Here is a 22,884-nt window from a genome sequence, read left to right on the forward strand (position 1 = left end):
CAATTTTGGGAAAGGGGACCCGATTAGAAGTTGATTTGAAGCAAAGAAGGGAAGGTTCCAACTTTTTCAATTTGAAATATTGCAATTTTTATACCAGATTGTAAGCAAAGTGAGACTGGAATCTGGTAAAATAAAAAAAGCTGTTTCTATGCAGCCTTACTTGGTTATTCGTGGGTAGAAGCTTTAAACTATAAATGACGTTAATGAATTGTTAGAAGAAGATACAGGCTGAGAAAAGAGGGGTAAGCCTTGGATATTAATAAAACGGAAACCCTGAAGCGGATTATTTCTGAAGGTAGTTCTTACCAATCACTGTTTTTTAATCACCCGGATGCCATATATGTGATGGACATCCATGGAAACTATATCGATGCCAATCCATCCGTAGAGCGTATATCTGGATATACGCTCGATGATTTGATGCGCATCCATCCAGGTCAGGTCTGTCCGCCAGAGAGTGAACAGTCGAGGCAGGACTATATTCGTGAGGTGCTTACTGGCCGTTCAGTCAGTAACAACATCACGTTTTATCATAAGAATGGTTCTGTAAGACAGGCTGAGATCACCTACGTGCCCATTACAGCAGGAGAAGAGGTTGTGGGCATCTATGGCATTGCCAAAGATATAACGGAGATCGTTGAAGTGGAGCGGAAACTCCAGGAGACGCAAGAAAAGTATCAGGTGCTTGCTGAACATGCTCAAGACCTCATTACGACAAGTTCGCTGGATGGCGAGCTGCTCTATGTATCTCCATCTGTGTATCCTCTGCTTGGGTATCAGCCGGAAGAGGTGACGGGCAAGTCCTTCAAGGATTATTGTTATCCCGGAGATTTCCCTGACCCGATGGTACTATCCGAGATTGGTAATGGCTGCAAGATGCGCGTCCGGCACAAAAAAGGGCATTACATCTGGATGGAAACTTTGGCTAAGCCTGTAGCTGGAGAGAGGGGAAGAGGTGTCCAGATTGTAAGCATAAGCCGGGATATTACCCAGCACAAGGATGCAGACAGACGCCTGAGAGAGAGTCGTCAGCGTTACAAGTCCCTGTTCGAGCATAATCCGGCTGCGGTGTACTCCTTGAATCTGGAAGGCAAGTACAGTGCGGTGAATCGAAATCTGGTCAAAATGCTGGATATTCCGCGCAGCAAACTTATCGGACAATCGTTTTTGTCCAATCTGGATCCATGTGAGGTAGGGCGCGGCAGAACCTACTTTGAGCTGGTGAAGCAGGGGAAACCTCAGCATTATGAAACTCGCATTGTGAATTCCTCGGGCAGGAAGTTCGATGCATCCATCATTAATGTGCCTATTATCGTCGACCAGGAATTGGTTGGAGTATATGGAATATTGTCAGACATTACGGAACGCAAGGAGTATATGGAGCGAATTCAGGAGCTCAGCAAGCAGCATGCACTGATTCTGAATTCCGTTACAGAAGGCATATATGGTCTGGATGCAGAAGGGGTCACCATGTTTATGAATCCGGCGGCCGCTTCCATGTTTGGTTATGAAGTAGAAGAATTTATCGGTAAAAGCGCCCATCCGATTATCCATCATTCCCGTGCGGATGGAAGTTATTTTCCCAAAGAAGAGTGTCCCATTCACATGACGGTGATGGATGGAAAAGGGCGCTCCGTCAAGGAAGATGTGTTCTGGCGCAAGGACGGCAGCAGCTTCTTGGTGGAATACCAGGTTACGCCGATTATTGATCAGGAGCAGATCCAGGGCGTTGTCATTGTGTTCAATGATGTAACCGGAGAGCGAGAAATTGTCCGCGCCAAGGAGACGGCTGAGCTTGCAGCGCAGGCCAAGTCGGAATTTTTGTCGATGGTGAGCCATGAGATTCGCACGCCGATGAACGGAATTGTTGGCATGACTGAACTGCTGATTGGAACCGATCTATCGGAAGAACAGCGGGAATATGCCCAGATTATTCAGGAGAGTGGGGATGCGCTGCTGAATATTCTGAATGATATTCTGGATTTCAGCAAGCTGGAGTCCGGTAAAATGGCTCTTGCATACGAACCGTTCTCTCTTCGCAAAATGCTGGAACAGGTGGCGGAGCTGTTTAAACCTCGGGCAGACGAGAAACAGCTGCAGATCAGGTATCGCCTGAATCCCACCATTCCGGAGTTCATGGTGGGGGATGCCATGCGTATCCGTCAGATTTTGGTCAATCTGGTCAGTAATGCACTGAAATTTACGGACAAGGGCAGCATTGATGTCAATGTGGATATTATTAAGGGCAGAAAGCCAGAAGATAGCGTGCTTGATTTTGCAGTGAAGGATACCGGGATCGGCATTCCTGCGGACAAGCTGGATCAGTTGTTCCAATCCTTCTCCCAGCTGCACCCGGTCATTAATCGCAAGTATGGAGGTACAGGACTTGGTCTTGTCATCTCGAAGCGGCTTGTGGAGATTATGGGCGGTAGTATTAGCGTGGAGAGTGAGGACGGCAAAGGATCAACGTTCCGTTTTGCCGTACCTGCAACAAGTGTAGATTACGCGTCAGAAGACACAGCACGTCAATTCAGTCACGACCGCACACGTCAAGGTGACAAGGTGGCCATGCGGATTCTGGTAGCAGAGGATCACCCGGTGAACCGGAAGATTTTGACCGAGTATCTGGAAAAGCTTGGCTATGAAGCAGATGTATGTACCAACGGAGTTGAAGCCATCGAGGCCATCTCGCAGAATTCGTATGATATTGTGTTGATGGATATTCACATGCCGGTCATGGACGGGCTCAAGGCAACCGATCTGGTACACCGTCTGATTCCACAGGATCGCATTCCGGCGATTATTGCCGTAACGGGTAATGCCAAACGGGAAGACAAGGAAGCTTGTCTTGAGATCGGTATGCGTGACTTCATCAGTAAACCGGTGATGCTCAGTGAGCTGAAGCGGGTGCTTCAGCAATGGGGGCCGACAGATCAGCCTCAGCTGGCACCGAATTAAAATATAACCCTGAGTTGTTAATCCAAACAGGCCAGCGATTTCTCCTAGCAGGAGGTCGCTGGCCTGTTTGATTGTTCATGCTTTTCGATTTCCGAAATGAGTCTGTTGTAAGGCTGACGGAACAATTACAATCACGCCAAGGTCAGGCGATTAATGTTGCCAGATAATATTTCACAGGAACGCTCGAACTTCTCACGCTCGGAAGCGTCCAGATTCAGTTCGATAATTTCCTGAATTCCGTTTCCTCCGATAATGGCTGGAACACCTGCACAGACGCCGCTCTGACCGTACTCCCCCTCCAGAATGGCTGAGACGGCAATGATTTTGTGTTCATCATTAAGGATGGAGCGTGTAATATGAGCCAGTGCATTGCCGATACCGAATTGGGTGGAACCTTTGCGGGTAAAGATTTCCCATCCGGCATCTTTGGTTTTCCGGGCAATGTCGTCGAGATCCAGGTGTTTGAAGCGTTCCTTATGCTGCTCCATAATGTGCATGATCGGCTTGCCTCCAATCGTCACGTGGGACCAGGCAACGAACTGGGACTCCCCATGCTCCCCGAGAGCATATCCGTGCACACTGCGCGGATCAATAGAGAACACTTCAGATAGCAGCGTTTTGAGACGGGAGGAATCAATGGAGGTCCCGGTACCGATGACACGCTCACGCGGAAGACCGGATAACTTCCATACCATATAAGTTACTATGTCAACCGGATTGGCAGCGACGACAAAGATACCGTTGAATCCGCTATTCATGATGGGGAGTACGATGTCTTTGGCAATCGATTCGGCCTCCTCCAGTATATCCAGGCGTGTCTGGCCTGCTTTTGGATTGGCTCCTGCAGTCAGGACAATGACATCCATGTTTCCGCAATCTGCATATGTCCCGGCATATACTTTGGTACGATTATGTGTAAAATCCATACAATGCGAGAAATCCAGCGCCTGCGCCACAGCACGGTCATACGTCCGATCCACCATCATGATTTCCCTGCATATCGACTGATTGATCATGGAATATGCACAACTTGAGCCTACAAGACCCGCCCCGATGACCGCCACTTTACCTGATTTGCCTAACACTGTCGTTCAACCCCCATATCCTAATCATGTAATTGTCCTGACTTCAAGCCATATGTTAAGTATAGTCCTTTAATTTATGCCGAAATCCGTTTCTACGTTACATAAGATAACACATGGAAAAGCAGTGCAGCAATGATATCCTCTGTCGCGGGAGCGTATTGGAGTAATGGAGTTAACAAAATTGACATGAATATCCTGTTTTCATAAACCGACGGCGTCTGCACCAGCATCATTCGACGTGACAGGATTCATCCTCCATGTCGGAATAGGAGAGATTTTTACGAATAACACACGTGACAAAAGTTCTTATGAATCCGCAGAAACAGAACAAAACCGCCAAAGGGATCGAGCCAGACGTTGACGAATACCTATGGCAAGCTAAACAAAAGCGATTTGTTCATGAGACAGGTTGACCCGATCCGATGACAGTTCCAGAAGGGAACGCTGAAGCCACCATTTCGAATTCAAAAGACTTCATTCCGGGAGGGAATAATGATGATTGAAGAAGTTGGAGCAACGACGGAAACGGCCAAGAGCCTGGGCATAGGAGCCAGTACTCTTCGTAAATATGCGGCAGCACTTGAGGAACAGGGATATCGATTCGAGCGTTCCGCCAACAAGTCCAGATTGTTCAGATCGGACGATATTCAGTGCATTGAACGATTAATGACGGAGCTGAGGGAGCATAACCTGCCGCTTGCAGATGCCGTGGTGACGGTCCTTTCCCCGAATGTGCCAGAGAGCAACGTAGAGATAACTTCTGAGAAGGAATGTGCAGCAGCCGTGCTGCCTGCCGTACTCTCTGAAGAAACGGAGCCGACTGGCCATCTCCGGTCCTATGAAGGTCTGGGTCAGCTTGTGAATGAAGTGACCTTCGGGATGATCGAGCCACAGGATGATCGTGTGCAAATGCTCCAGCAGCGGGTGGATGAACTGGAGTTAACGCTGAAACAGCTTGCAGATACGCATACGGCTCTTCAGGATCAGATGGAGAAGCAGCGTCTATGGATGAATGAGAAGCTGGAGGAAGAACGGGATCGTGAACTGGTCACCAATCTGCGCAGCTTCCAGGGCCGTAAACGCAAACCGAAAGGGACTTCGCTGCGTATGCTCTTTGGCTTGCTGCCCAAAAAACACAAGGAAGCGTGATGGCAGAGGGGCTGCCGTGATTTCGTGCAGGCAGCCTGATATAATAAGCTCCATAGTACAACAAGAAAACTGGCTGTTACGGCTGCTCGAACGTGCCTGTGAAGGGTCGCGTGAAGTTCAGAAGTCGCCGGTGTGGGAGGACAAGTGGAGCTGCAACGAAGCTGGCAAAGATTGGTGGGTCTGTGGACAGACCGTCCCCGGCGGGAAGGTTCTCTGATCTCGGGACGTTACCGAATCCAGGAGCTGCTTGGTATGGGGAGTTATGGACTCACCTATTTGTGTATCGACGAATTGAATGGCGAGGAAGTGGCGTTAAAGGAATCGAAGCCAAGCAAAGGCAGACTTTCTGCCCGGTTGCTGGAACGGGAAGCGGACGTGATGAGCCGGATGGATCACCCGGCCATCCCGAAGCTGCTCCATGCATTTATATATAAGGGGAGAAGCTGCATTTCCACAGAGTATATCCGGGGAGAGACGCTGGAACAGTGTATATTTGAACAGGGGCATAAATATACAGAGCAGGAATGCTTGGCACTGGCTCTACAACTGCTGGAGCCTGTGCTCCATGTTCACGAACGGGGATATATCCATGGGGATGTGCGCATACCCAACGTTATTTTGCGTGATGAGCGTGTACATTTGATTGACTTCGGTCTGGCGCGGCGTATGGGGGAGCCGTTGCTGCCTGAGCTGAAGCGAAGAATGCGGGAACTGCCCACGCCGGAGGATGAGCCGGCTGCACCTGATCAGGATCTGCAGGATCTGGGACACTTTCTTCTGTTTATGCTGTACTCGGCATATGAGCCGGAGAAGGGCAAGGCACCTGCAAGCTGGCAGGAGGAGCTGAAGCTTACGCCTGGTTTGCACCACATGCTGGAGAGACTGCTGGGGCTTCGCCCGGGATACACAGAAGGTGCGCCTGAATTACAGGCCGAGATCAAACGTTTGCTGGATTCCTATTAAAAGTGAATCGGAAACGCCAATAGGGGATGTTCTGCTGCCGTAGATACGGCTGGCTGAACATCCCCTATTGGCATATATCATCATTGCAGCACCATATTAACTGGAGCTGTATTTTCTGCTTTTGTAATAACCGGAACCATGGCGGTTATCCCTGTATTTCATATCGGACGATGAATATCGTTTATAGCTTCGTTTGCCTGAGGAGCTGCTGTAGCGTTTATAGGAGCGTCTGTCCGAGGAGCTATAGCGCCTTCGGTGAGATGAAGATTTGGAATCAATGAGTTTACCAATAATTTTTTTGAACATGGATAATCATCCTTTCTTCTTCAACCGTTTTAAGCATATACGCACCTTGGTGAGGAGGGTTTCGTGTTTTTTAGGGAATGTGGTATTCATTGCACACGAGGTTGGCGTATAATAGGATGTTGGTGCTTTACCGATTGTACGAATTTTTTATTTTGTGCGTTTCGCGTTACAATAGAAGACAGGATAAGATCATAACGGACAGGAGAAGTTGGAATGATTACGTTAAAAACCAAAGAGCAGATACAGAATATGAAAAAAGCAGGCGAGATTCTTGCCGCGTGCCATAAAGAGATTGCGAAAATGATCCGTCCAGGGATCACTACCCAGGAGATTGACCAGTTCGCAGAAGCTTTTATGAAGAAAAATGGCGCAACACCGGAGCAAAAAGGGTACAACGGGTACCAATATGCGACATGTGCGTCTGTAAATGACGTGATTTGTCATGGCTTTCCGGGAAAATACGTACTGCAAGACGGGGATATCGTTACGATTGATATGGTCGTGAATCTGAATGGCTGGCTGGCCGATTCCGCGTGGTCTTATGCAGTGGGTCAAGTGACACCGGAAGCCCAGCATCTGCTGGATGTCACCAAAACGTCCCTCTACAAAGGCATTGAGCTTGCCGTAGTTGGCAACCGGATCGGTGATATTTCCCATGCTATTCAGACGTATGCTGAAGGGGAGGGCTTGTCTGTCGTACGTGAGTTTATCGGTCATGGCATTGGCGAGAAAATGCATGAAGAACCACAGGTGCCCCACTATGGTCCACCGCATCGTGGTCCCCGCCTCAAAGAAGGCATGGTCATTACCATTGAGCCGATGCTGAACATTGGGACGTACCGGAGCAAGCTGGATGCGGATGGCTGGACAGCCCGTACGCAGGACGGAAGCCTGTCTGCTCAATACGAGCACACCATTGCCATCACAGCAGATGGTCCTGTAATTTTGACAGCGCAGGAATAGTGAATTAACTGTAGCAATAGAATGAATTTGATGTTTTCAAGGCGGCCCACGTTTGTGATCCGCCTGTTTCGGTTTAAACTATTAAGAGTCAGTATTTGGCATATGGGATACGAAAGAGCATCGTTTGGGATTCTGAATTGCTAACGGTGGCTTCCAGATCAGCTATGTGCCAATGCTCGATAAGATAACATATTGTGCTGGTGGTATAACATATACGATGATAAGGGTTATACGCAGGCCACTGGCAACAAGGAGGTCATGAAGTTGTCTCGAAATGAACAGATCGTACTAGCATCCCGTCCGGAAGGTGCACCATCCAGGGATAATTTCAAATTCATTCATACTCCGCTCCCTGAACCGGAAGCAGGACAGGTTCTGGTGCGTACATTATATTTGTCGGTTGACCCTTATATGCGTGGCCGTATGAAGGATACGAAGTCTTACGCACCTCCGTACGCGCTGAATGAAGTGATCAAAGGTGGGGCGATTGGACAAGTGGTGGACTCGTCAGAACCCAATCTGCGCAAAGGTGACTTCGTCTCCGGCATGTGGGGCTGGCAGCGGTATGCGGCTGTCAATACGGGAGATCTTTCGCTGATCGATACGGAGGAAGCGCCCCTTACAGCCTATCTTGGTGCCCTTGGCCTGACGGGCCTGACGGCTTATTTTGGCATGGAGGATATCGGTAAACCGAAGGATGGCGAAACGGTGGTGGTATCCGGCGCAGCGGGAGCCGTTGGTATGATTGCCGGTCAGATCGGCAAGATTGTCGGAGCAAGAGTGGTTGGAATCGCAGGTTCTGACGAAAAATGCGCATATCTGAAAGAAAAGCTCGGGTTCGATGTGGTCCTCAACTACAAGCGGGAGAGTGACATGTCCGCAGCGATTGAACGGGTATGTCCGGACGGCGTGGATGTCTATTTCGATAATGTTGGCGGTGACATCTCGGATGCAGTGCTCAGACATATCAATCGAAATGCGCGTATTCCGCTGTGTGGGCAGATTTCGTCCTACAATTTGGAGAAGCCGGACATCGGCATGAGACCACAGACGTTACTTTTGACGAATACCGCGCTGATGAAAGGTTTTCTATTGGGGGACTATGCCAAGTCCTTCAAGGAAGGGCGCGCCAAGTTGGCCAAATGGATGAGGGAAGGCCTCATTCAATATGAGGAGAACATTGTGGAAGGGTTTGATCAGACACCGGAAGCCTTTATGGGACTGTTCTCGGGAGATAACCTGGGTAAACAGCTGGTGAAAGTTGCAGACCCCGAGTAAGATCACGCATTACCCTTTCTGCCTTGGAAGCAAGGCGAGATAAACAACAAAAAGACACGTTCCGCATTCCTATATGCCGAGAACGTGTCTTTTATTTTGACTTCGTCGCGTAAGCTCAAGCCGATGCAGCAACGACTTCTTTGTAGTGTTTATACATATATACCCGCCAGCGCACGATCATGCCGAAGGCCAGAAGGAAGAACAATCCACCGGTTTGCGGAATGGTGACGTACTGCTGAATGACTTCATGCAGGATCAGACGTACCGCCAGCAACCCAAGCAGAATGAAGGCAAAGCTGCGGGAACGGGTCGCGAATATCTCTTCGTTTACCTTTTCAAACCGGGTACTGCGAATGAGAGGATACGAGAAGATGAACCAGCCAACCAAAAATGCAATTAAGGCCCACCATAACGGAAAATGCGTCTCTGGTACAACAAACATGAAAAATCCGGTACTCATGCCCAGTGGGGGAATCAGAATTTTGCGTATGGTCACCGGTCTGTGACTGGCTTTCAAACGGATGAAAATGGCAAGCAATGCCATGATAAGCATACCCAGGGTTGCACCGATCTGAAGGTAAGACGGACTGATTTGAGCCACGGAAATATCCCTCTTTCTGGAATAATATATGTTCCGGACATCCGGATCATCAAACAAATCATAGAATTTATTGTTTCTATATATAGATTCTATTATATCACAAACCAAGAAAGCCGATAGAATGCTTAGTGCATCATTTTGCCCGAATACGGTATAACGAGATGAACACAGTTTGTATTGAAAATTTGTACTATTTTGTCCAAAGCAGGTGCATTTATGCGAGCAAGGGCAAATCAGGTAATTACACGCGATATTTGATGCACTAAGAGAGCAAGCAAGACACCCTGGGAGGAAGACACAGCATGAAAAGAAACCACAGGCCGCTAACCTTATGGTTGCTGGCTTGTCTGACGGTGATATCGGTCGGTCTGGTTGTCCCCTGGATCTGGTGGCAATCTCAAGCACCAGTGCTGCTGAACATCATGATTATAGACAAAACGAATGCTAATGCACCTTCTCCGGGATACAAGGGCCTGGTTTGGCTATTGAATCAACAGAAGATTGTACAGAAGACCGGAGAACGATACGTTTATGACGAAAATGAGGATGAGGTTAACCTCCTAGAGCATGCTTCCCCAATAACGAAAAAACTTCCGGACGAAGTCACTGAAACCGATCTGATCTATCTGGCTTCATCTAAAACAAATGCTGCACCTTCTGTTCGTCTCAGAACGAAGAAGGTCGAGGAGCCCGCAGGGTTAACCGTTTATGATGCCCTTAAAATTCGCGAAGCTGCCAGCAGAGGGGTCGCCGTCGTTGCAGAGTATAATACACAATCCTTATGGACGTCGGATAACGTCAGGGAGCAGCTTCATCCCATTCTGGGCTTGAAGAGCAGCGGATGGCGGGGGAAATACATATCCAATCTGCAGAGCCGAGTTCAAGTGCCTGAACAGGTACGCATGGATTATGAGCGTATTGCAGGGCAGGCTTGGCCGTACTCCGGAAAGGGCATTCTCCTGGTGCATGACGATGGCCGGGTCATCGTGCTGCGTGGCGGCAAGGATGTCCAGACAGCAGAGATCAAGCTGTCTTTTACGGAGAAAGGCAGGCAGTGGAGCGGCATCCAGCAGGAGTTCCAATATACCAGCTGGTTCGATGTGGTCGTGCCGGATTCGCCAGAAACGATACTGGCAAGATACAAAACGAGCCTGACTCAAGAAGGACGTCAGAAGCTGGTTAATGCCGGTATTCCAGGTGATTTTCCAGCCATCCTTCGTAATGATGGAGAGTATCAGTCGTATTATATGACAGGTTCATTCGGAGAGATGGAGCATTACTCATTCTGGCGCAGGATCAAGGGATGGGATGTTATCAGAGAGTGGCTTACACCGAATCGAAAAGAAATACCGGATATGTTTTACTGGAAGGTGTACGTGCCTGTCATGAAACAGATTCTGAAGGATGTTCAAGCCGAAGAGCATGTGTGGCCATAGAGAAATACCGTTCGAAGAGAAACGACAGAAGGTAGAAAGGGATGCAGTGTAGTGCTGCATCCCTTTTTCATATGTTTACGATTTTTCATATGTTTACGGTGCAGAGTCAGTCCTGATGCAAATGCTGCAGCCCGTTAAGGAAGGCCTGGACGGTCAGGTGCAGACTCTCATTAGAATCAAAATCCATGTTGAATCCGCCTTGGGCTTCAATGGATGCGAAGCCATGGCACAGGCTCCTTAATCCGCGCACCGCATGCAGCGCTTCGGCTTCGGTGAGCGTGTAGGGCTGCAATGCATGCAGCAGAATCTCCAGCGTAGCTGTATTGGCTGCGGCAAGCTCCGGTTCATGGATATCCGGAGCGTGGAACGAGGCTTCGTACAGCCCTGGATGCTGGCGGACGAAGCCATTATAAGCTGCGGCGATGGCCTGTATGGCCTCGTCGCCCGTGCGTTCAGCGGCAGCCGTGGCAAGTGCCTGGCTGAGCTGCAGTACAGACATCAGCGCCAGTTCCTGGCGAAGCCCGGGGAGCCCGCTGATGTGGTTGTACAGCGACGGGGAGCGCACGTCCAGCCGCTGGGCCAGTGCGGCCAGCGTCAGCGCCTGGAAGCCGTCGCTGTCGGCAAGCTGGGCCGCGGCACTTAGCAGTGTGCCGCGATCCAGTCCCTGCCGCGGGCTCACAGGTGCCCCCCGGCAGGGCGCAGCCGCTGCTCCGCATCAGCCGCAGCCGCACGCATGGCGGCCGCTGGCTGGCGCAGCATCCGTCCGTGGCCTACCGCCAGCACGGACGGTTCCAGCTCGGCCAGGTGCTTCCCGCTGGCCAGAGCCAGTTCCCGGTTCCACGTCGCAAGCGCGGGGAACGGGAAGAGCGGGCGCACGCGGCCGGAGACGGCGAGGCCGCCATGCAGCTGATACGCGTCGCCGGCAATGAGCACACGGCTGCGCGTATCCATGAAGGCCATATGCCCTGGCGTATGGCCTGGAGAAGCAATGGCGATCAGGGAACCAATGCGATCGCCGTCTTCCAGCAGCCGGTCCGGACGGGTGCGGATACCTTTCGGCACACTGCCGCGTACCGGAGTCTGGGGTTCTCCCGGAAGCAAGGCGGCATCTCCGGCCAGCAGCCTGGCATCCCGGCTGGAGATAGAGACCTCTGCTGAAGGGACGGCCTCCTTGAGACCATCCAGCGCACCGACATGGTCGCCATGGGCATGGGTCAGCATAATCCGGGTGATCGGTTTACCAAGGGACTCAGCCGCAGCAAGAATCCCCTTCAGACTAAATGGCATCCCCGCATCAATGACGGTTACACCATCATCTTCTTCCACAAGATAGACGTTCACAGGGAAAAGACGAGGGAGAAAGGAAATCTGAATAACGTTATGTTCACGAGTTAATCTCATCGATCGGCCTCCTAAAACTAATGGTATTAGTAATATAACTAATGGCATTAGTTTTTGCAAGCTGCCTTGTAAAATAAAAAAAATCGAGGAAAATCTTCTCTTTACAAAAAAAGCGTTTTCAAATTGAGAAATACCGATTATAATGATGACGTAAGCCCTTTCATATGTCTATCTTTTTGGAGCCATTCGCGATGCGATTGGCTCACTTTTTTTGTTCGTTTTGTATAGAATCGCGGTTACTTTCGTAAAATGACCTTGTTCTGTTTGAGGACGAAAATAGCTGCTATTATAGGGAATCCTGAGCCTGGTTGCACAGGGGAGCAGAAGTTGACAAACATAACTGTTATTCCTATAATAACAGTTGAACTTACCTTGTGTTGAAGCACATCGGTGATTGCTGCCGGGAAGGGAGTAAGTGATGAACAGTGAATTTACCATTGCCGTCCATTGTCTGGTTTTTCTGTCCATGAAGGATGAGTGCATGGCGAACAGTGAAGACCTGTCCCATAGCGTCGGTACGCACCCAGCGAGAGTACGCAAGGTTCTTAGTGTGCTGCGGAAGAATGGTTATCTGACCACCAAGGAAGGTGCACACGGCGGATACCTGCTCAGTCGTCCGAGTGAAGAGATCAAGCTTGGAGAGTTGTACCGTCTGGTTGCCGGCGGCTCACTTGGGCCCAATTGGTGTTCCGGAGAGTCCGGTTCCAATTGCATCGTCTCCTCTAACATGCAGGATGTCATGGGAAGCATCTATGATGGCGGTGAGGAAGCGCTAACTTCCTATTTCGACAGTATATCGATTGAGGATGTGAAGCATCGTATCGGAAATGGGGAAGCATGCTCTTCGTCCAAGAATGAATTGTCGTCGAACGGTTAATTGGCATGCACGTTGTCCCGGTGAAATGAGATTCATGGATGTTTCAGGAGATTCCGGGCATAACGTGAACACAGATGGGTGCGATCGTCTGCGCTGATGTTATTTTCGGAAGGTGGGTATCTCGTAGAGATCACTTGATATGGCCTTGCGAACATAAATGAAACAACAGAAATGATTAGATATAATAAAAACAACTTTGGGGAGTGGAATGAATGTCCAGCATTGAAAACAATGAAACACTGCGCGTCATTAACGAACGTCATTCAGTCAAGAAATATGAAGCCGGCTTTGTTATGCCAGAGGAGGATCTCACTGCGATCCTGACTGCAGCTTCTGAAGCTCCGTCTGCATGGAACCTGCAGCACTGGAAATTCCTTGTGATTGAATCCGAAGCGGATAAGGCTAAATTGCTGCCGATCGCTTATGGTCAAAGTCAAATCACAGAAAGCTCCGTTACAATCGCTGTACTCGGAGACCTCGAAGCCAATCGCAATGCGGTTATCTATGATCAGGCTGTTGAAGCTGGCTACTTGAAACCTGAAATTCGCGACGCGTTGGTTGGTCAAATCAATGGTGCTTATCAAAGCCAGCAAACGGCTCGCGACGAAGCGATCCGCAATGCTTCTTTGGCTTCGCAAAACATTATGCTGGCTGCGCGTTCCCTTGGCTATGATACATGCCCAATGGGTGGTTACAACCCGCAGCAACTGATTGAAACATTTAACATTCCTCCTCGTTACATTCCTATCATGTTGATCACAGTAGGTAAAGCGGCACAACCGGCTCGCCCGGCAGGTCGTTTACCATTGTCTGATGTCGTCGTTAGAGGTTCGTTCTAAGATATATTCGTATTAAAAATAGCCGCATGCCCCCTCAGGGAGCATGCGGCTATTTGCTGTAAGAGGCAGGAAGGATTGGGTAGCTCAGCCGCCCATCCTTTCCATCTCTTCATTGCAATTCTTATTTCTCAGGTGTTTCCGGGATTTGCGGAGCATGGAAGCTTTCCATGTATTCGATGGCATTGTACATCATTACTGCAGCTTCTGCGCGAGTGATGGTTTCCTTCGGATTGAAGTTGCCATCCGCATCAAGCGTGTTGATTTTAAGAACCAGCGAGCGCTGAACCGCACCCTGATATTCCGGAGTAAGCTCCTGTTCATCTGTAATGTCTACCGGTTTGATGTTAATCATCGGCAGGCCGCCTTTGGCTTCGATCCCCTTCATCAGGAACAGAGTGAATTGTTCGCGTGTCATTTCTGCAGCCGGATCGATGTCCTTGGGCATCTGAATTCCATTATACTGGGCACGAACGAAGGCATCGCTGTACCATACACCGTCCTTGACGTTGCTGAAGGTATCACTCGGGAGCGGTTGTTTGATAAAACGAATCGCATCCAGGTTCAGATCGAGACCATCGGTAATCAGCTGCACTCCTTGTGCGGTATTTAATTGCTGTTCCGGTTTGAACAAGCCGTCGCTCACTCCCTTGATCAATCCATCCTGATGCAGAGCTTCAATTTTGTCAGCACCTGCAATACCTTGAAGGTCAGTAAAATGGGCTTGAGCAGCGTTAATCGGGCCAGCACTCAGGGAGAGTGTGAGCAGTGCTCCGGCAGTAATAGTGGCTAGTATATTTTTTTTCATATTGAAATCGCCTCACTTTTCTAGGGAGTCCCTTTGTATAAAAGCTATTTGCCCCTATAGACGACCCTTGTCTAAAAAAGGTTGCTGCAATTTTCCAACAGATGATTCATTTTGTTTCAAGTAACAAGGGGATGCATAACTAGCCCTTGGATTTGTTGCGATACTCCGTAGGTGAACGTCCCATCATTTTGCTGAATAGTCGTGAGAAATAATAAGGGTCCTTGAACCCCAGCTCAGAGCTGATCTGTTTGACGGTCCAGTCCGTAAAATCAAGATAACGGCAGGAATGCTGGATTTTGAGTCGCAGGAAATAGTCTATGGGTGAATGTCCAGTTGCCTGCTTGAATAGTTGTGAATAATGGGGTGCCGATAACTGGGCCTGTGCGGCGAGCTCCTTTAAAGTCAATCCGCGCTCCAGGTGTTCCAGCATGTACTGGACCGATTGTTCAGCCGCCCGTTTGCTGCTGATCATGCTGACCCCTGTTCCCTGACCATAGGCCAGCATGCCGAGCATGTAGCCCGTAATCTGCGAAGCGTATGTCATGGCTTGCAGGGAGTACCCGGTTTCCAGTGCATCATAGCATTCATGGAACAGTTCCAGCCATTTGGGGGCTTTGGAAGGAACGATGGCAGAGATTTTATGGGCCAGGAGCAGTTCAATATAGGTAGAAGCGTGTTCGCCGCGCAGATGAATCCAGTAGATGCTCCAGGGTTCGGCCGCATTAGCCCCGTAAACGTGGGCCATATATGCAGGCAAGATGACCAGGTCACCTGCATGTACAACTTGTGGCTTGCTGCCATCTAATTCGTACCATCCTGTTCCTTGTACGCAATACATGAGAATATGGGAGTCACATCCTTGAGGCCGATCCCGGTAATGATGCTCCGCTTCATGGAAATATCCGATATCCGTAACGTACAGCCCTGAAGTTACTGGGTATCTTGCTGCTTCTTCGAGCAGAGGATCAGGCAGTACAACGAGTTTTTGCATAGGGAATCCAGCAGATTTACGCAGTGTGGTTGTACGGTTGTAAGGTCTCATACTTGTATTATGGTGAGGTAGGATGGGGGAGTCAATGACGGATATGCAAGCGTTCACAGAAATATCATGATCTTCAGAACGTTGCGTCTGTTCCGATGAAGCAGAAGCCGGTGAATTGGGTAAGTACATTATAGTGGAAACATCAATCCAGAGCATGAACCGACTCATGAAGAGAGATAGACGTAGAATTGGAAAAGAGAAGGAGAGATGAGAGATATGGAACGAACAGCTGCGAATGAAACCTTTTTCTATACAGGAACTTATGCATCAGCGGATCAACCGGGGATTGTGCTGTGCGCACTCGATGCAGATACAGGTGAGATGAGAATCGTCAGTCATACTGAGGGTGTGGACAATCCATCCTATCTCGCATTATGCCCAGATGCCAACTGTCTGTACGCTGCGAGTGAAACCGATGAGGGAGAGGTGCTTGTATATCGCAGGGATACGGCAACGAGTGAACTGCATCTGATGGATCGCAAACTGACCAAAGGGGCTTCTCCTTGTTATGTGTCGGTCACCAAGGATGGCAAATGGGTTCTGACTTCGAACTACAGCAGCGGGAGTGTGAATGTATTCCCGGTAGGGGATCAAGGGACGCTTGAAGAGATGAGTGCACTGGTTGAACATACGGGGAGAGGGAAAAACGATGATCGTCAGGAAGGACCTCATGCTCATTCCATACAGCCGGATCCGTCCGGACAGTATGCGGTCGTATGTGATCTTGGGCTCGACCAGATTATTGTTTACCGTATGGAAGAAGGAAGGCTGGTCACACACCGCGAAATGAATCAGCCCCCTGGTTCTGGTCCAAGACATTTGGTTTTCCATCCAAGCGGAAAGTGGGCATATGTCATTAATGAGCTGAACAACACGGTTACCGCATTCATGTATGACGAGCGGAGAGGTGAGTTTAATACGCAGCAGCATATCTCCACACTGCCTGAGGGGCATTCGGGAGAAGGAACAGCTGCAGATATTCGTGTATCCCCTTGCGGCCGTTTCCTGTACGCTTCCAACCGCGGCCATGACAGCATCGTGCTGTATCATATTGATCAGGAGTCCGGAAAATTGGAAGCCGTGGAATGGACGTCGACCATCGGTCAGACTCCTCGCAACTTCAATTTGCTGCCAGGCGGCATTCTGCTCGTGGCCAATCAGGATAGCAACAATATTGTTGCATTTCAAATGGATGGGGAAGACGGGCGTCTGACGCACAATGGATTCAAGCTCGAAGTGTCACGTCCGGTATGCATTACCCCTGTGGTATAAGCTGCAGTGCTGCAATGAGCTAGTTCAAATCCAATGAACTCAAGACCATGCATGGGCCTAATCCTGCATGGTCTTTATTTTTTTATAATTCAACGTATCCCGAAGAATACAAAATCAAAGTCCTTACGACACGAAATTACTAATTTAGACCTATAGATGGAATTAAATGTTTAATTTAGAATGAAAATATTAAAGCGCTTACATAAAGATGACGCTAAAGGGACAACGGGCTTACCAATTCCATTTGGGGAGGCTATTATTCTATGTTGAATCGATTGTCTTGGAGAAGGACGCTGCGAATTGCCGGGATAGCCCTGCTAAGTTCAGCCATGCTGACGACTGCGTTTGGACTGGGGAACACACCGGTAACCGAGGCGGCGGGTACGCGTCAGATGGAGTTCCTGGACCGTGGGGTGGTTGCGGTAAAGACAGGTACGGGTGTGTTTGTCAGCTGGCGTCTTTTGGGTACGGAAGGATCCAACGTTTCATTCAATGTATATCGGGATGGAACCAAAGTGAACGCATCCCCCATAACCAATAGTACGAACCTTCAGGATGCCAGCGGGACAAGCAGTTCCAAATATACGGTTCGGGCCGTAGTGGGAGGAACCGAGCAGGCAGCTTCGGCAGCTGCGAGTGTATGGGGAAACAACTACCTGTCTGTGCCCCTCAGCATACCGGCGGGCGGGACAACACCGGATGGGGTGGCTTACACGTACAGCGCCAATGATGCCAGTGCAGGTGATCTGGACGGCGACGGGGAGTATGAACTAATCGTGAAGTGGGACCCGTCCAACTCCAAGGATAACTCTCAGAGTGGATATACCGGTGAAGTATTTATCGATGCCTATAAATTGAACGGGACACGTTTATGGCGAATTAGCCTCGGCAAAAATATCCGCGCAGGTGCTCATTATACCCAGTTCATGGTGTATGACCTGGACGGCGACGGCAAAGCAGAGGTAGCGATGAAAACGGCTGATGGCAGCAAGGATGGCACCGGTACGGTCATTGGCGATGCCAGCAAGGATTACCGCAATTCCAGCGGATACGTTCTATCCGGACCGGAATTCCTGACCATCTTCAACGGGCAAACTGGCAAAGCCCTGTCAACAGTGAACTATGAACCGGCACGTGGCAACGTATCCGATTGGGGAGATAATTATGGCAACCGGGTTGATCGCTTTCTCGCAGCGATTGCCTATCTGGATGGAGAACGTCCAAGTCTGGTCATGGCACGTGGATACTACACGCGTACGGTGCTTGTAGCCTACAACTGGCGGAATGGGCAGCTGACGAAGCAGTGGACATTCGATTCGAATACATCCGGCAATGCCGGGTATGCCGGTCAGGGAAATCATAATCTGAGCGTAGCGGACGTGGATGGCGACGGCAAGGATGAGATTATCTATGGTGCCATGGCGGTGGATGATAACGGAAAAGGGTTGTACACGACAGGGCTTCATCATGGCGACGCCATGCATCTAAGTGACCTGGACCCCGACCGTGCCGGGCTGGAGGTATTTCAGGTTCATGAGACCCCGTCCAATGCGGGAGTTGAATTCCGTGATGCACGTACAGGGCAGCTGATCTGGGGCATACCTACAACAAAGGATATCGGACGCGGCATGGCAGCGGATATCGACCCGAGATATAAAGGGGCTGAGGTTTGGGCAGACGGTGGTCTGTATACAGCCAAAGGACAGAAGATTGGAACAACCTTGCCTTCATCCACGAATTTTGGCATCTGGTGGGATGGAGATCTGCTGCGGGAACTACTGGACAGCAACAGAATCGATAAGTGGGATTATGCCAACAGCAAAACGGTTAATTTGCTGACAGCTTCAGGTGTCTCCTCCAATAACGGTACAAAATCCACACCGAATCTGCAGGCTGACCTGTTCGGGGACTGGAGGGAAGAGGTGGTATGGCGGACAAGCGATAGCTCTGCGCTGCGGATCTACACCACAACTGCGGTCACGGACAAGCGGATTTATACCCTGATGCATGATCCGGTGTATCGTCTTGGTATCGCATGGCAAAATGTTGCCTATAATCAACCACCCCACACCGGTTTTTATTTGGGTGAAGGCATGAGCACGCCACCGGTACCCAATATTCATTACGCCGGAAAATAGGAGATAAGCATAAGCTGCGGCTACCATAGCAAGATTCAATGTTAATCCGTTATTCTGCCTGATCCGAGGACAACAGGGGCATCCTGTTGTCCTTTTTTCATTCCATGTCAATGGAATAGAAATCCGGAACAAATCGGAAAAAACGTTTGACAGGCCAGAGGGCTGCCCTTATGATATGCATATAACTTACTAAACAGGTAGGAATAATGAAAATGATTGCTTTAACTATTGCGGCAGCAGTCATTACAGTCAGAGAAGAGTAATTTGAACAGAATAACGTTCTAACCGTATCGACGGAGGAACACCGCAGCACATCATTTCTGGATGAAGCATACACGGCCTTGGGTCGGCATGACTTTGTGAGGGAGAAGTGTGCTTGGTGGTTCCTCCGTCTTTTGTTCTTTTTCGGTGCGTTCCATACTGTTCAGCCTGCCTGAGGTAGTCATTGCAGAACCATTCTGGGGGGAGTGTTGTTTATGAAAAAGAGAATTCATAAGGGTATTCTGGTTGGTCTGGCATTGGTATTAACAGGGGTATTGGCAGCGTGCGGCGCGGAGAGCAGCGGTTCCAGTGCAGCAGGAACATCGGGAGAGCAGGATAGCGGCAAGGAAGCGGCCAAAGCCATCGAGCTGCTGAATGTATCCTATGATCCGACGCGGGAGCTGTATGAGCAATATAACAAGGCGTTTGCAGCGTATTGGCAAAAAGAAAAAGGCCAGGAAGTGACGATCAAGCAGTCACACGGCGGTTCCGGCAAACAGAGTCGTTCTGTGATCGATGGCTTGGACGCAGATATCGTTACACTGGCATTGGGATATGATATCGACGCGATCGAGGATAAAGGGCTGATTAATGCGGGCTGGCAGGATAAATACGAGCACAACAGCTCCCCATATACCTCAACCATTGTATTTTTGGTACGCAAAGGCAATCCGAAAGGCATTAAGGACTGGGATGATCTGATCAAAGGGGATACCCAGGTGATTACCCCCAATCCGAAAACGTCCGGTGGAGCAAGATGGAATTACCTGGCGGCATGGGGATATGCACTGAAGAAAAACAACAATGATGAGGAGAAGGCGAAGGAATTCGTTAGTGAACTCTTCAAGCATGCACCTGTACTTGATTCCGGGGCTCGTGGCTCTACGACAACATTTGTTGAACGTGGTATCGGTGATGTGCTGCTGGCCTGGGAGAACGAAGCGTTCTTATCGGTAAAAGAGCTGGGTCCGGACAAATTCGATATCGTTGTTCCTTCCGTTAGTATCTTGGCTGAACCACCTGTAGCGATCGTGGATAAAAATGCAGACAAAAAAGGCAGCCGCGAGGTCGCAGACGCTTATCTGAAGTATCTGTATAGCGAAGAGGGGCAGACCATTGCCGCGGAAAATTACTATCGCCCGACGCTGGATAGCGTGAAGGAGAAATTCAAAGACCAATTCCCGGATGTTGAATTGTTTACCCTGAATGATGTATTTGGCACTTGGCGGGATACGCAGGCCAAACACTTTAACGACGGCGGGATCTTTGACCAGATCTACGTTCCAGGCAGCTAATGTTGGATACAAATAGAGCTCACCGCCATGTAAGCGGCCAACCAGCCCTACCGGCTGAAGGCAGAGAGGATGAACGTCCATGAGCAAGGTGATGGTGGCCCGGAGACGCACACTGCCGGGCTTCGGATTGACAATGGGGTACAGTGTGTTCTACCTGAGCCTGGTTGTACTTATTCCACTGACAGCGTTGATCTTTAACTCCACGGGCCTGACCTGGTCCACGTTAATTGAGACAGCAAGTAACCCCCGGGTGCTTGCTTCTTTCAAGGTTAGCTTCCTGACGGCAGGAGTCGCTGCTTTGATTAATCTGGTTCTTGGGCTGCTCCTGGCTTGGGTGCTGGTCCGATACGAATTCCCAGGCAAGCGCCTGTTTGATGCGGTCATTGATCTGCCATTCGCCCTGCCTACTGCAGTGGCAGGTGTTGCCCTTACGGCTCTGTATGCCGGAAATGGATGGATAGGGCAGCTGGTGGAGCCTTTGGGTATCAAGCTGGCGTATTCGCAGGCAGGCATTACCTTGGCACTGATGTTTATCGGCATTCCGTTTGTTGTACGTACGGTACAGCCGGTTCTGGAAGAGCTGGAGGCCGAAGTGGAAGAGGCAGCCGCGACGCTGGGAGCAGGGAGATGGCGCATTTTTCGGACGATATTGCTGCCGGACCTGATCCCGCCACTGCTGACCGGGTTTGCACTTGCTTTTGCCAGAGGCATTGGGGAATATGGATCAGTCGTATTTATCTCGGGCAACATGCCGATGAAAACGGAGATTGCCCCCCTGCTGATCATGGCGAAGCTGGAGCAGTTCGATTACGCAGGAGCTACGGCTGTAGCCTTGCTGCTGCTGCTGGTTTCTTTTGTCCTGCTGCTGGTGATTAACTCCCTTCAGCGCTGGAGCAGGAAGGCAGGCCGGGCTTAGGCAATCGTAGCTAACCTATATAAGTTGAACTTGACATTTACACCATAACGGAGAGGACAGAAAAATCTGGAGAAGCGGAGCGTTCGCCTTTATCCCCGGATTTCTCCATTGTAGGAGTGGTTCAAAAAAATCTGGGGATAACAGCGATCGGAAGATGTTCTGGCCTTGTAGTGGTCCAGTGTAAAAATTATTAGTTCAACTTATATAAACCAAAAGGAGGTACATATGATGGCGGGTTCCGTTCCAGTAACGCCTGCTCCCCAAGTGCGAACCGGTCCGGGGCCAAACCGTGCAACGACGGAAGCTCCATGGGTCAAATGGCTGTTGATCGGACTGGCAAGTCTGGTACTGCTTTGGCTGCTTATTTTGCCACTAATCATTGTAATGATGGAAGCACTGAAGCAAGGGTGGGGTGTCTATATTGCAGCTCTTACCGAACCGGATGCCATGTCTGCCCTGAAGCTGACACTGCTGGTAGCGGCGATTACCGTACCGCTGAATACGATATTTGGTGTAGCTGCAGCCTGGGTCATCACCAAGTTCCAGTTCAAGGGAAAGGGAATCATGATCACGTTAATTGATCTTCCCTTCTCCATCTCGCCAGTGGTGGGCGGGTTGATCTTTGTACTGGTATTTGGCTCCAATGGCTGGTTTGGTCCGTGGCTGGCAGAGCATGATATCAAAATTATTTTTGCCTTGCCTGGTATCATCATCGCAACGCTGTTTATTACCTTTCCTTTTGTGGCACGAGAACTCATTCCATTAATGGAGGATCAGGGTACGAGGGAAGAGGAGGCAGCAGTTACGCTCGGCGCTTCGGGATGGCGCATCTTCTGGAATGTCACGCTGCCCAACATCAAGTGGGGGCTGCTGTACGGCATCATTCTGTGTAATGCCCGTGCGATGGGCGAGTTCGGAGCTGTATCGGTGGTGTCGGGACATATTCGCGGAGAGACGAATACACTGCCGCTGCATGTCGAGATTTTATACAACGAGTACCAGTTCTCGGCATCGTTCGCTGTCGCTTCCTTATTACTGATCCTGGCTCTGGCAACGCTGCTGCTCAAGAGCTGGCTGGGACACAGAACGGTTTCAGAGAAGTAGTTGAGGGTCCGAATTTCGGCCCTCTTTCCAGCCTTTTTGGAAGTTCTCACGAGTTCAATATCATTCATTTACATTTCTTAAAAATACAGATTGACAGCTAATGGAAGCCCTGCTAATGTATAAACCAAGTATATGGGTTGGATAAGAATGAATTATAAGTCGGACGGATGATCACGCGTCAATCATATAGCGGGC

General features: G+C 49.7%; 19 protein-coding genes and 1 pseudogene. 13 read left to right on the top strand and 7 right to left on the bottom strand.

Annotation, left to right across the window (positions count from 1 at the left end; translation table 11 throughout):
• Positions 1 to 249 precede the first annotated feature (249 nt).
• A complete protein-coding gene (locus F4V51_RS02415; RefSeq protein WP_153976697.1) occupies positions 250 to 2,958 on the top strand; it encodes a PAS domain S-box protein in 2,709 nt (902 codons plus the stop codon).
• 131 nt (positions 2,959 to 3,089) lie between these two features.
• On the opposite strand, the gene F4V51_RS02420 is transcribed toward F4V51_RS02415, so the two are convergent.
• On the bottom strand, positions 3,090 to 4,043 hold the full coding sequence (locus F4V51_RS02420; RefSeq protein ID WP_153976698.1) for an L-lactate dehydrogenase: 954 nt from the start codon (positions 4,041 to 4,043) through the stop codon (positions 3,090 to 3,092).
• 492 nt (positions 4,044 to 4,535) lie between these two features.
• Between F4V51_RS02420 and F4V51_RS02425 the strand changes: the two genes are divergently transcribed.
• From F4V51_RS02425 to F4V51_RS02440, 4 genes are all read left to right on the top strand, one after another.
• The gene (locus tag F4V51_RS02425) at positions 4,536 to 5,192 is read left to right on the top strand and encodes a MerR family transcriptional regulator (protein WP_153976699.1); all 657 of its coding nucleotides are present in this window, start codon (positions 4,536 to 4,538) and stop codon (positions 5,190 to 5,192) included.
• A 144-nt stretch (positions 5,193 to 5,336) separates the two neighbouring features.
• Complete coding sequence (locus F4V51_RS02430) at positions 5,337 to 6,155, top strand: serine/threonine protein kinase (protein ID WP_236146681.1); 819 nt, start codon at positions 5,337 to 5,339, stop codon at positions 6,153 to 6,155.
• A 519-nt stretch (positions 6,156 to 6,674) separates the two neighbouring features.
• Entirely contained in the window at positions 6,675 to 7,424 is a 750-nt protein-coding gene (gene map, locus F4V51_RS02435; RefSeq protein ID WP_095291747.1) for a type I methionyl aminopeptidase, read from the top strand.
• A 258-nt stretch (positions 7,425 to 7,682) separates the two neighbouring features.
• Positions 7,683 to 8,702, top strand: coding sequence for an NADP-dependent oxidoreductase (locus F4V51_RS02440; RefSeq protein ID WP_153976700.1), 1,020 nt, complete (start codon positions 7,683 to 7,685; stop codon positions 8,700 to 8,702).
• A 115-nt stretch (positions 8,703 to 8,817) separates the two neighbouring features.
• Here the strand turns inward: F4V51_RS02440 and F4V51_RS02445 are convergent, their stop codons facing one another.
• A complete protein-coding gene (locus tag F4V51_RS02445) occupies positions 8,818 to 9,303 on the bottom strand; it encodes a CcdC family protein (protein ID WP_176476192.1) in 486 nt (161 codons plus the stop codon).
• 302 nt (positions 9,304 to 9,605) lie between these two features.
• Here F4V51_RS02445 and F4V51_RS02450 point away from each other — a divergent pair, with 302 nt between their 5' ends.
• Positions 9,606 to 10,739: a hypothetical protein gene (locus F4V51_RS02450; RefSeq protein WP_153976701.1), complete on the top strand. Its 1,134-nt coding sequence runs from the start codon at positions 9,606 to 9,608 to the stop codon at positions 10,737 to 10,739.
• A gap of 106 nt (positions 10,740 to 10,845) precedes the next feature.
• Here F4V51_RS02450 and F4V51_RS02455 read toward each other — a convergent pair whose 3' ends face one another.
• From F4V51_RS02455 to F4V51_RS02460, 3 genes and pseudogenes are all read right to left on the bottom strand, one after another.
• On the bottom strand, positions 10,846 to 11,238 hold the full coding sequence (locus tag F4V51_RS02455; protein WP_236146776.1) for a TetR-like C-terminal domain-containing protein: 393 nt from the start codon (positions 11,236 to 11,238) through the stop codon (positions 10,846 to 10,848).
• Between the two features lie 51 nt (positions 11,239 to 11,289).
• A pseudogene (locus tag F4V51_RS28970) lies at positions 11,290 to 11,418 on the bottom strand (TetR family transcriptional regulator); the annotation flags it as partial.
• Positions 11,415 to 12,140 carry an MBL fold metallo-hydrolase gene (locus F4V51_RS02460; RefSeq protein ID WP_153976703.1) on the bottom strand — a complete coding sequence of 242 codons (726 nt, stop codon included), beginning with the start codon at positions 12,138 to 12,140 and terminating at the stop codon, positions 11,415 to 11,417. The pseudogene F4V51_RS28970 and the gene F4V51_RS02460, both read right to left, overlap by 4 nt.
• A 418-nt stretch (positions 12,141 to 12,558) precedes the next feature.
• On the opposite strand from F4V51_RS02460, the gene F4V51_RS02465 reads away from it, so the two are divergent.
• Both F4V51_RS02465 and F4V51_RS02470 read left to right on the top strand, forming a co-directional pair.
• Positions 12,559 to 13,017 carry an Rrf2 family transcriptional regulator gene (locus tag F4V51_RS02465; RefSeq protein WP_095361548.1) on the top strand — a complete coding sequence of 153 codons (459 nt, stop codon included), beginning with the start codon at positions 12,559 to 12,561 and terminating at the stop codon, positions 13,015 to 13,017.
• Positions 13,018 to 13,229: 212 nt separating this feature from the next.
• Positions 13,230 to 13,856, top strand: a complete 627-nt coding sequence (locus F4V51_RS02470; protein ID WP_127539177.1) for a nitroreductase family protein — start codon at positions 13,230 to 13,232, stop codon at positions 13,854 to 13,856.
• Positions 13,857 to 13,977: 121 nt separating this feature from the next.
• On the opposite strand, the gene F4V51_RS02475 is transcribed toward F4V51_RS02470, so the two are convergent.
• A complete protein-coding gene (locus F4V51_RS02475) occupies positions 13,978 to 14,661 on the bottom strand; it encodes an S-layer homology domain-containing protein (RefSeq protein ID WP_153976704.1) in 684 nt (227 codons plus the stop codon).
• 139 nt (positions 14,662 to 14,800) lie between these two features.
• Positions 14,801 to 15,652, bottom strand: a complete 852-nt coding sequence (locus F4V51_RS02480; protein ID WP_162009876.1) for an AraC family transcriptional regulator — start codon at positions 15,650 to 15,652, stop codon at positions 14,801 to 14,803.
• 267 nt (positions 15,653 to 15,919) lie between these two features.
• Here F4V51_RS02480 and F4V51_RS02485 point away from each other — a divergent pair, with 267 nt between their 5' ends.
• The 5 genes from F4V51_RS02485 to cysW all read left to right on the top strand — a co-directional run bounded on the left by F4V51_RS02485 (position 15,920) and on the right by cysW (position 22,689).
• Entirely contained in the window at positions 15,920 to 16,975 is a 1,056-nt protein-coding gene (locus F4V51_RS02485) for a lactonase family protein (RefSeq protein WP_153976706.1), read from the top strand.
• A 329-nt stretch (positions 16,976 to 17,304) separates the two neighbouring features.
• Positions 17,305 to 19,113, top strand: a complete 1,809-nt coding sequence (locus F4V51_RS02490) for a rhamnogalacturonan lyase (RefSeq protein ID WP_221804822.1) — start codon at positions 17,305 to 17,307, stop codon at positions 19,111 to 19,113.
• Positions 19,114 to 19,589: 476 nt separating this feature from the next.
• Entirely contained in the window at positions 19,590 to 20,669 is a 1,080-nt protein-coding gene (locus F4V51_RS02495; protein ID WP_153976708.1) for a sulfate ABC transporter substrate-binding protein, read from the top strand.
• 79 nt (positions 20,670 to 20,748) lie between these two features.
• Positions 20,749 to 21,585, top strand: a complete 837-nt coding sequence (gene cysT, locus F4V51_RS02500; RefSeq protein WP_153976709.1) for a sulfate ABC transporter permease subunit CysT — start codon at positions 20,749 to 20,751, stop codon at positions 21,583 to 21,585.
• 228 nt (positions 21,586 to 21,813) lie between these two features.
• On the top strand, positions 21,814 to 22,689 hold the full coding sequence (gene cysW / locus F4V51_RS02505; protein WP_153980532.1) for a sulfate ABC transporter permease subunit CysW: 876 nt from the start codon (positions 21,814 to 21,816) through the stop codon (positions 22,687 to 22,689).
• Positions 22,690 to 22,884: the final 195 nt, after the last annotated feature.

Origin of the sequence: Paenibacillus xylanilyticus (assembly GCF_009664365.1) — a bacterium.
In the GTDB taxonomy this organism is placed as follows: Bacteria; Bacillota; Bacilli; order Paenibacillales; family Paenibacillaceae; genus Paenibacillus; species Paenibacillus xylanilyticus_A.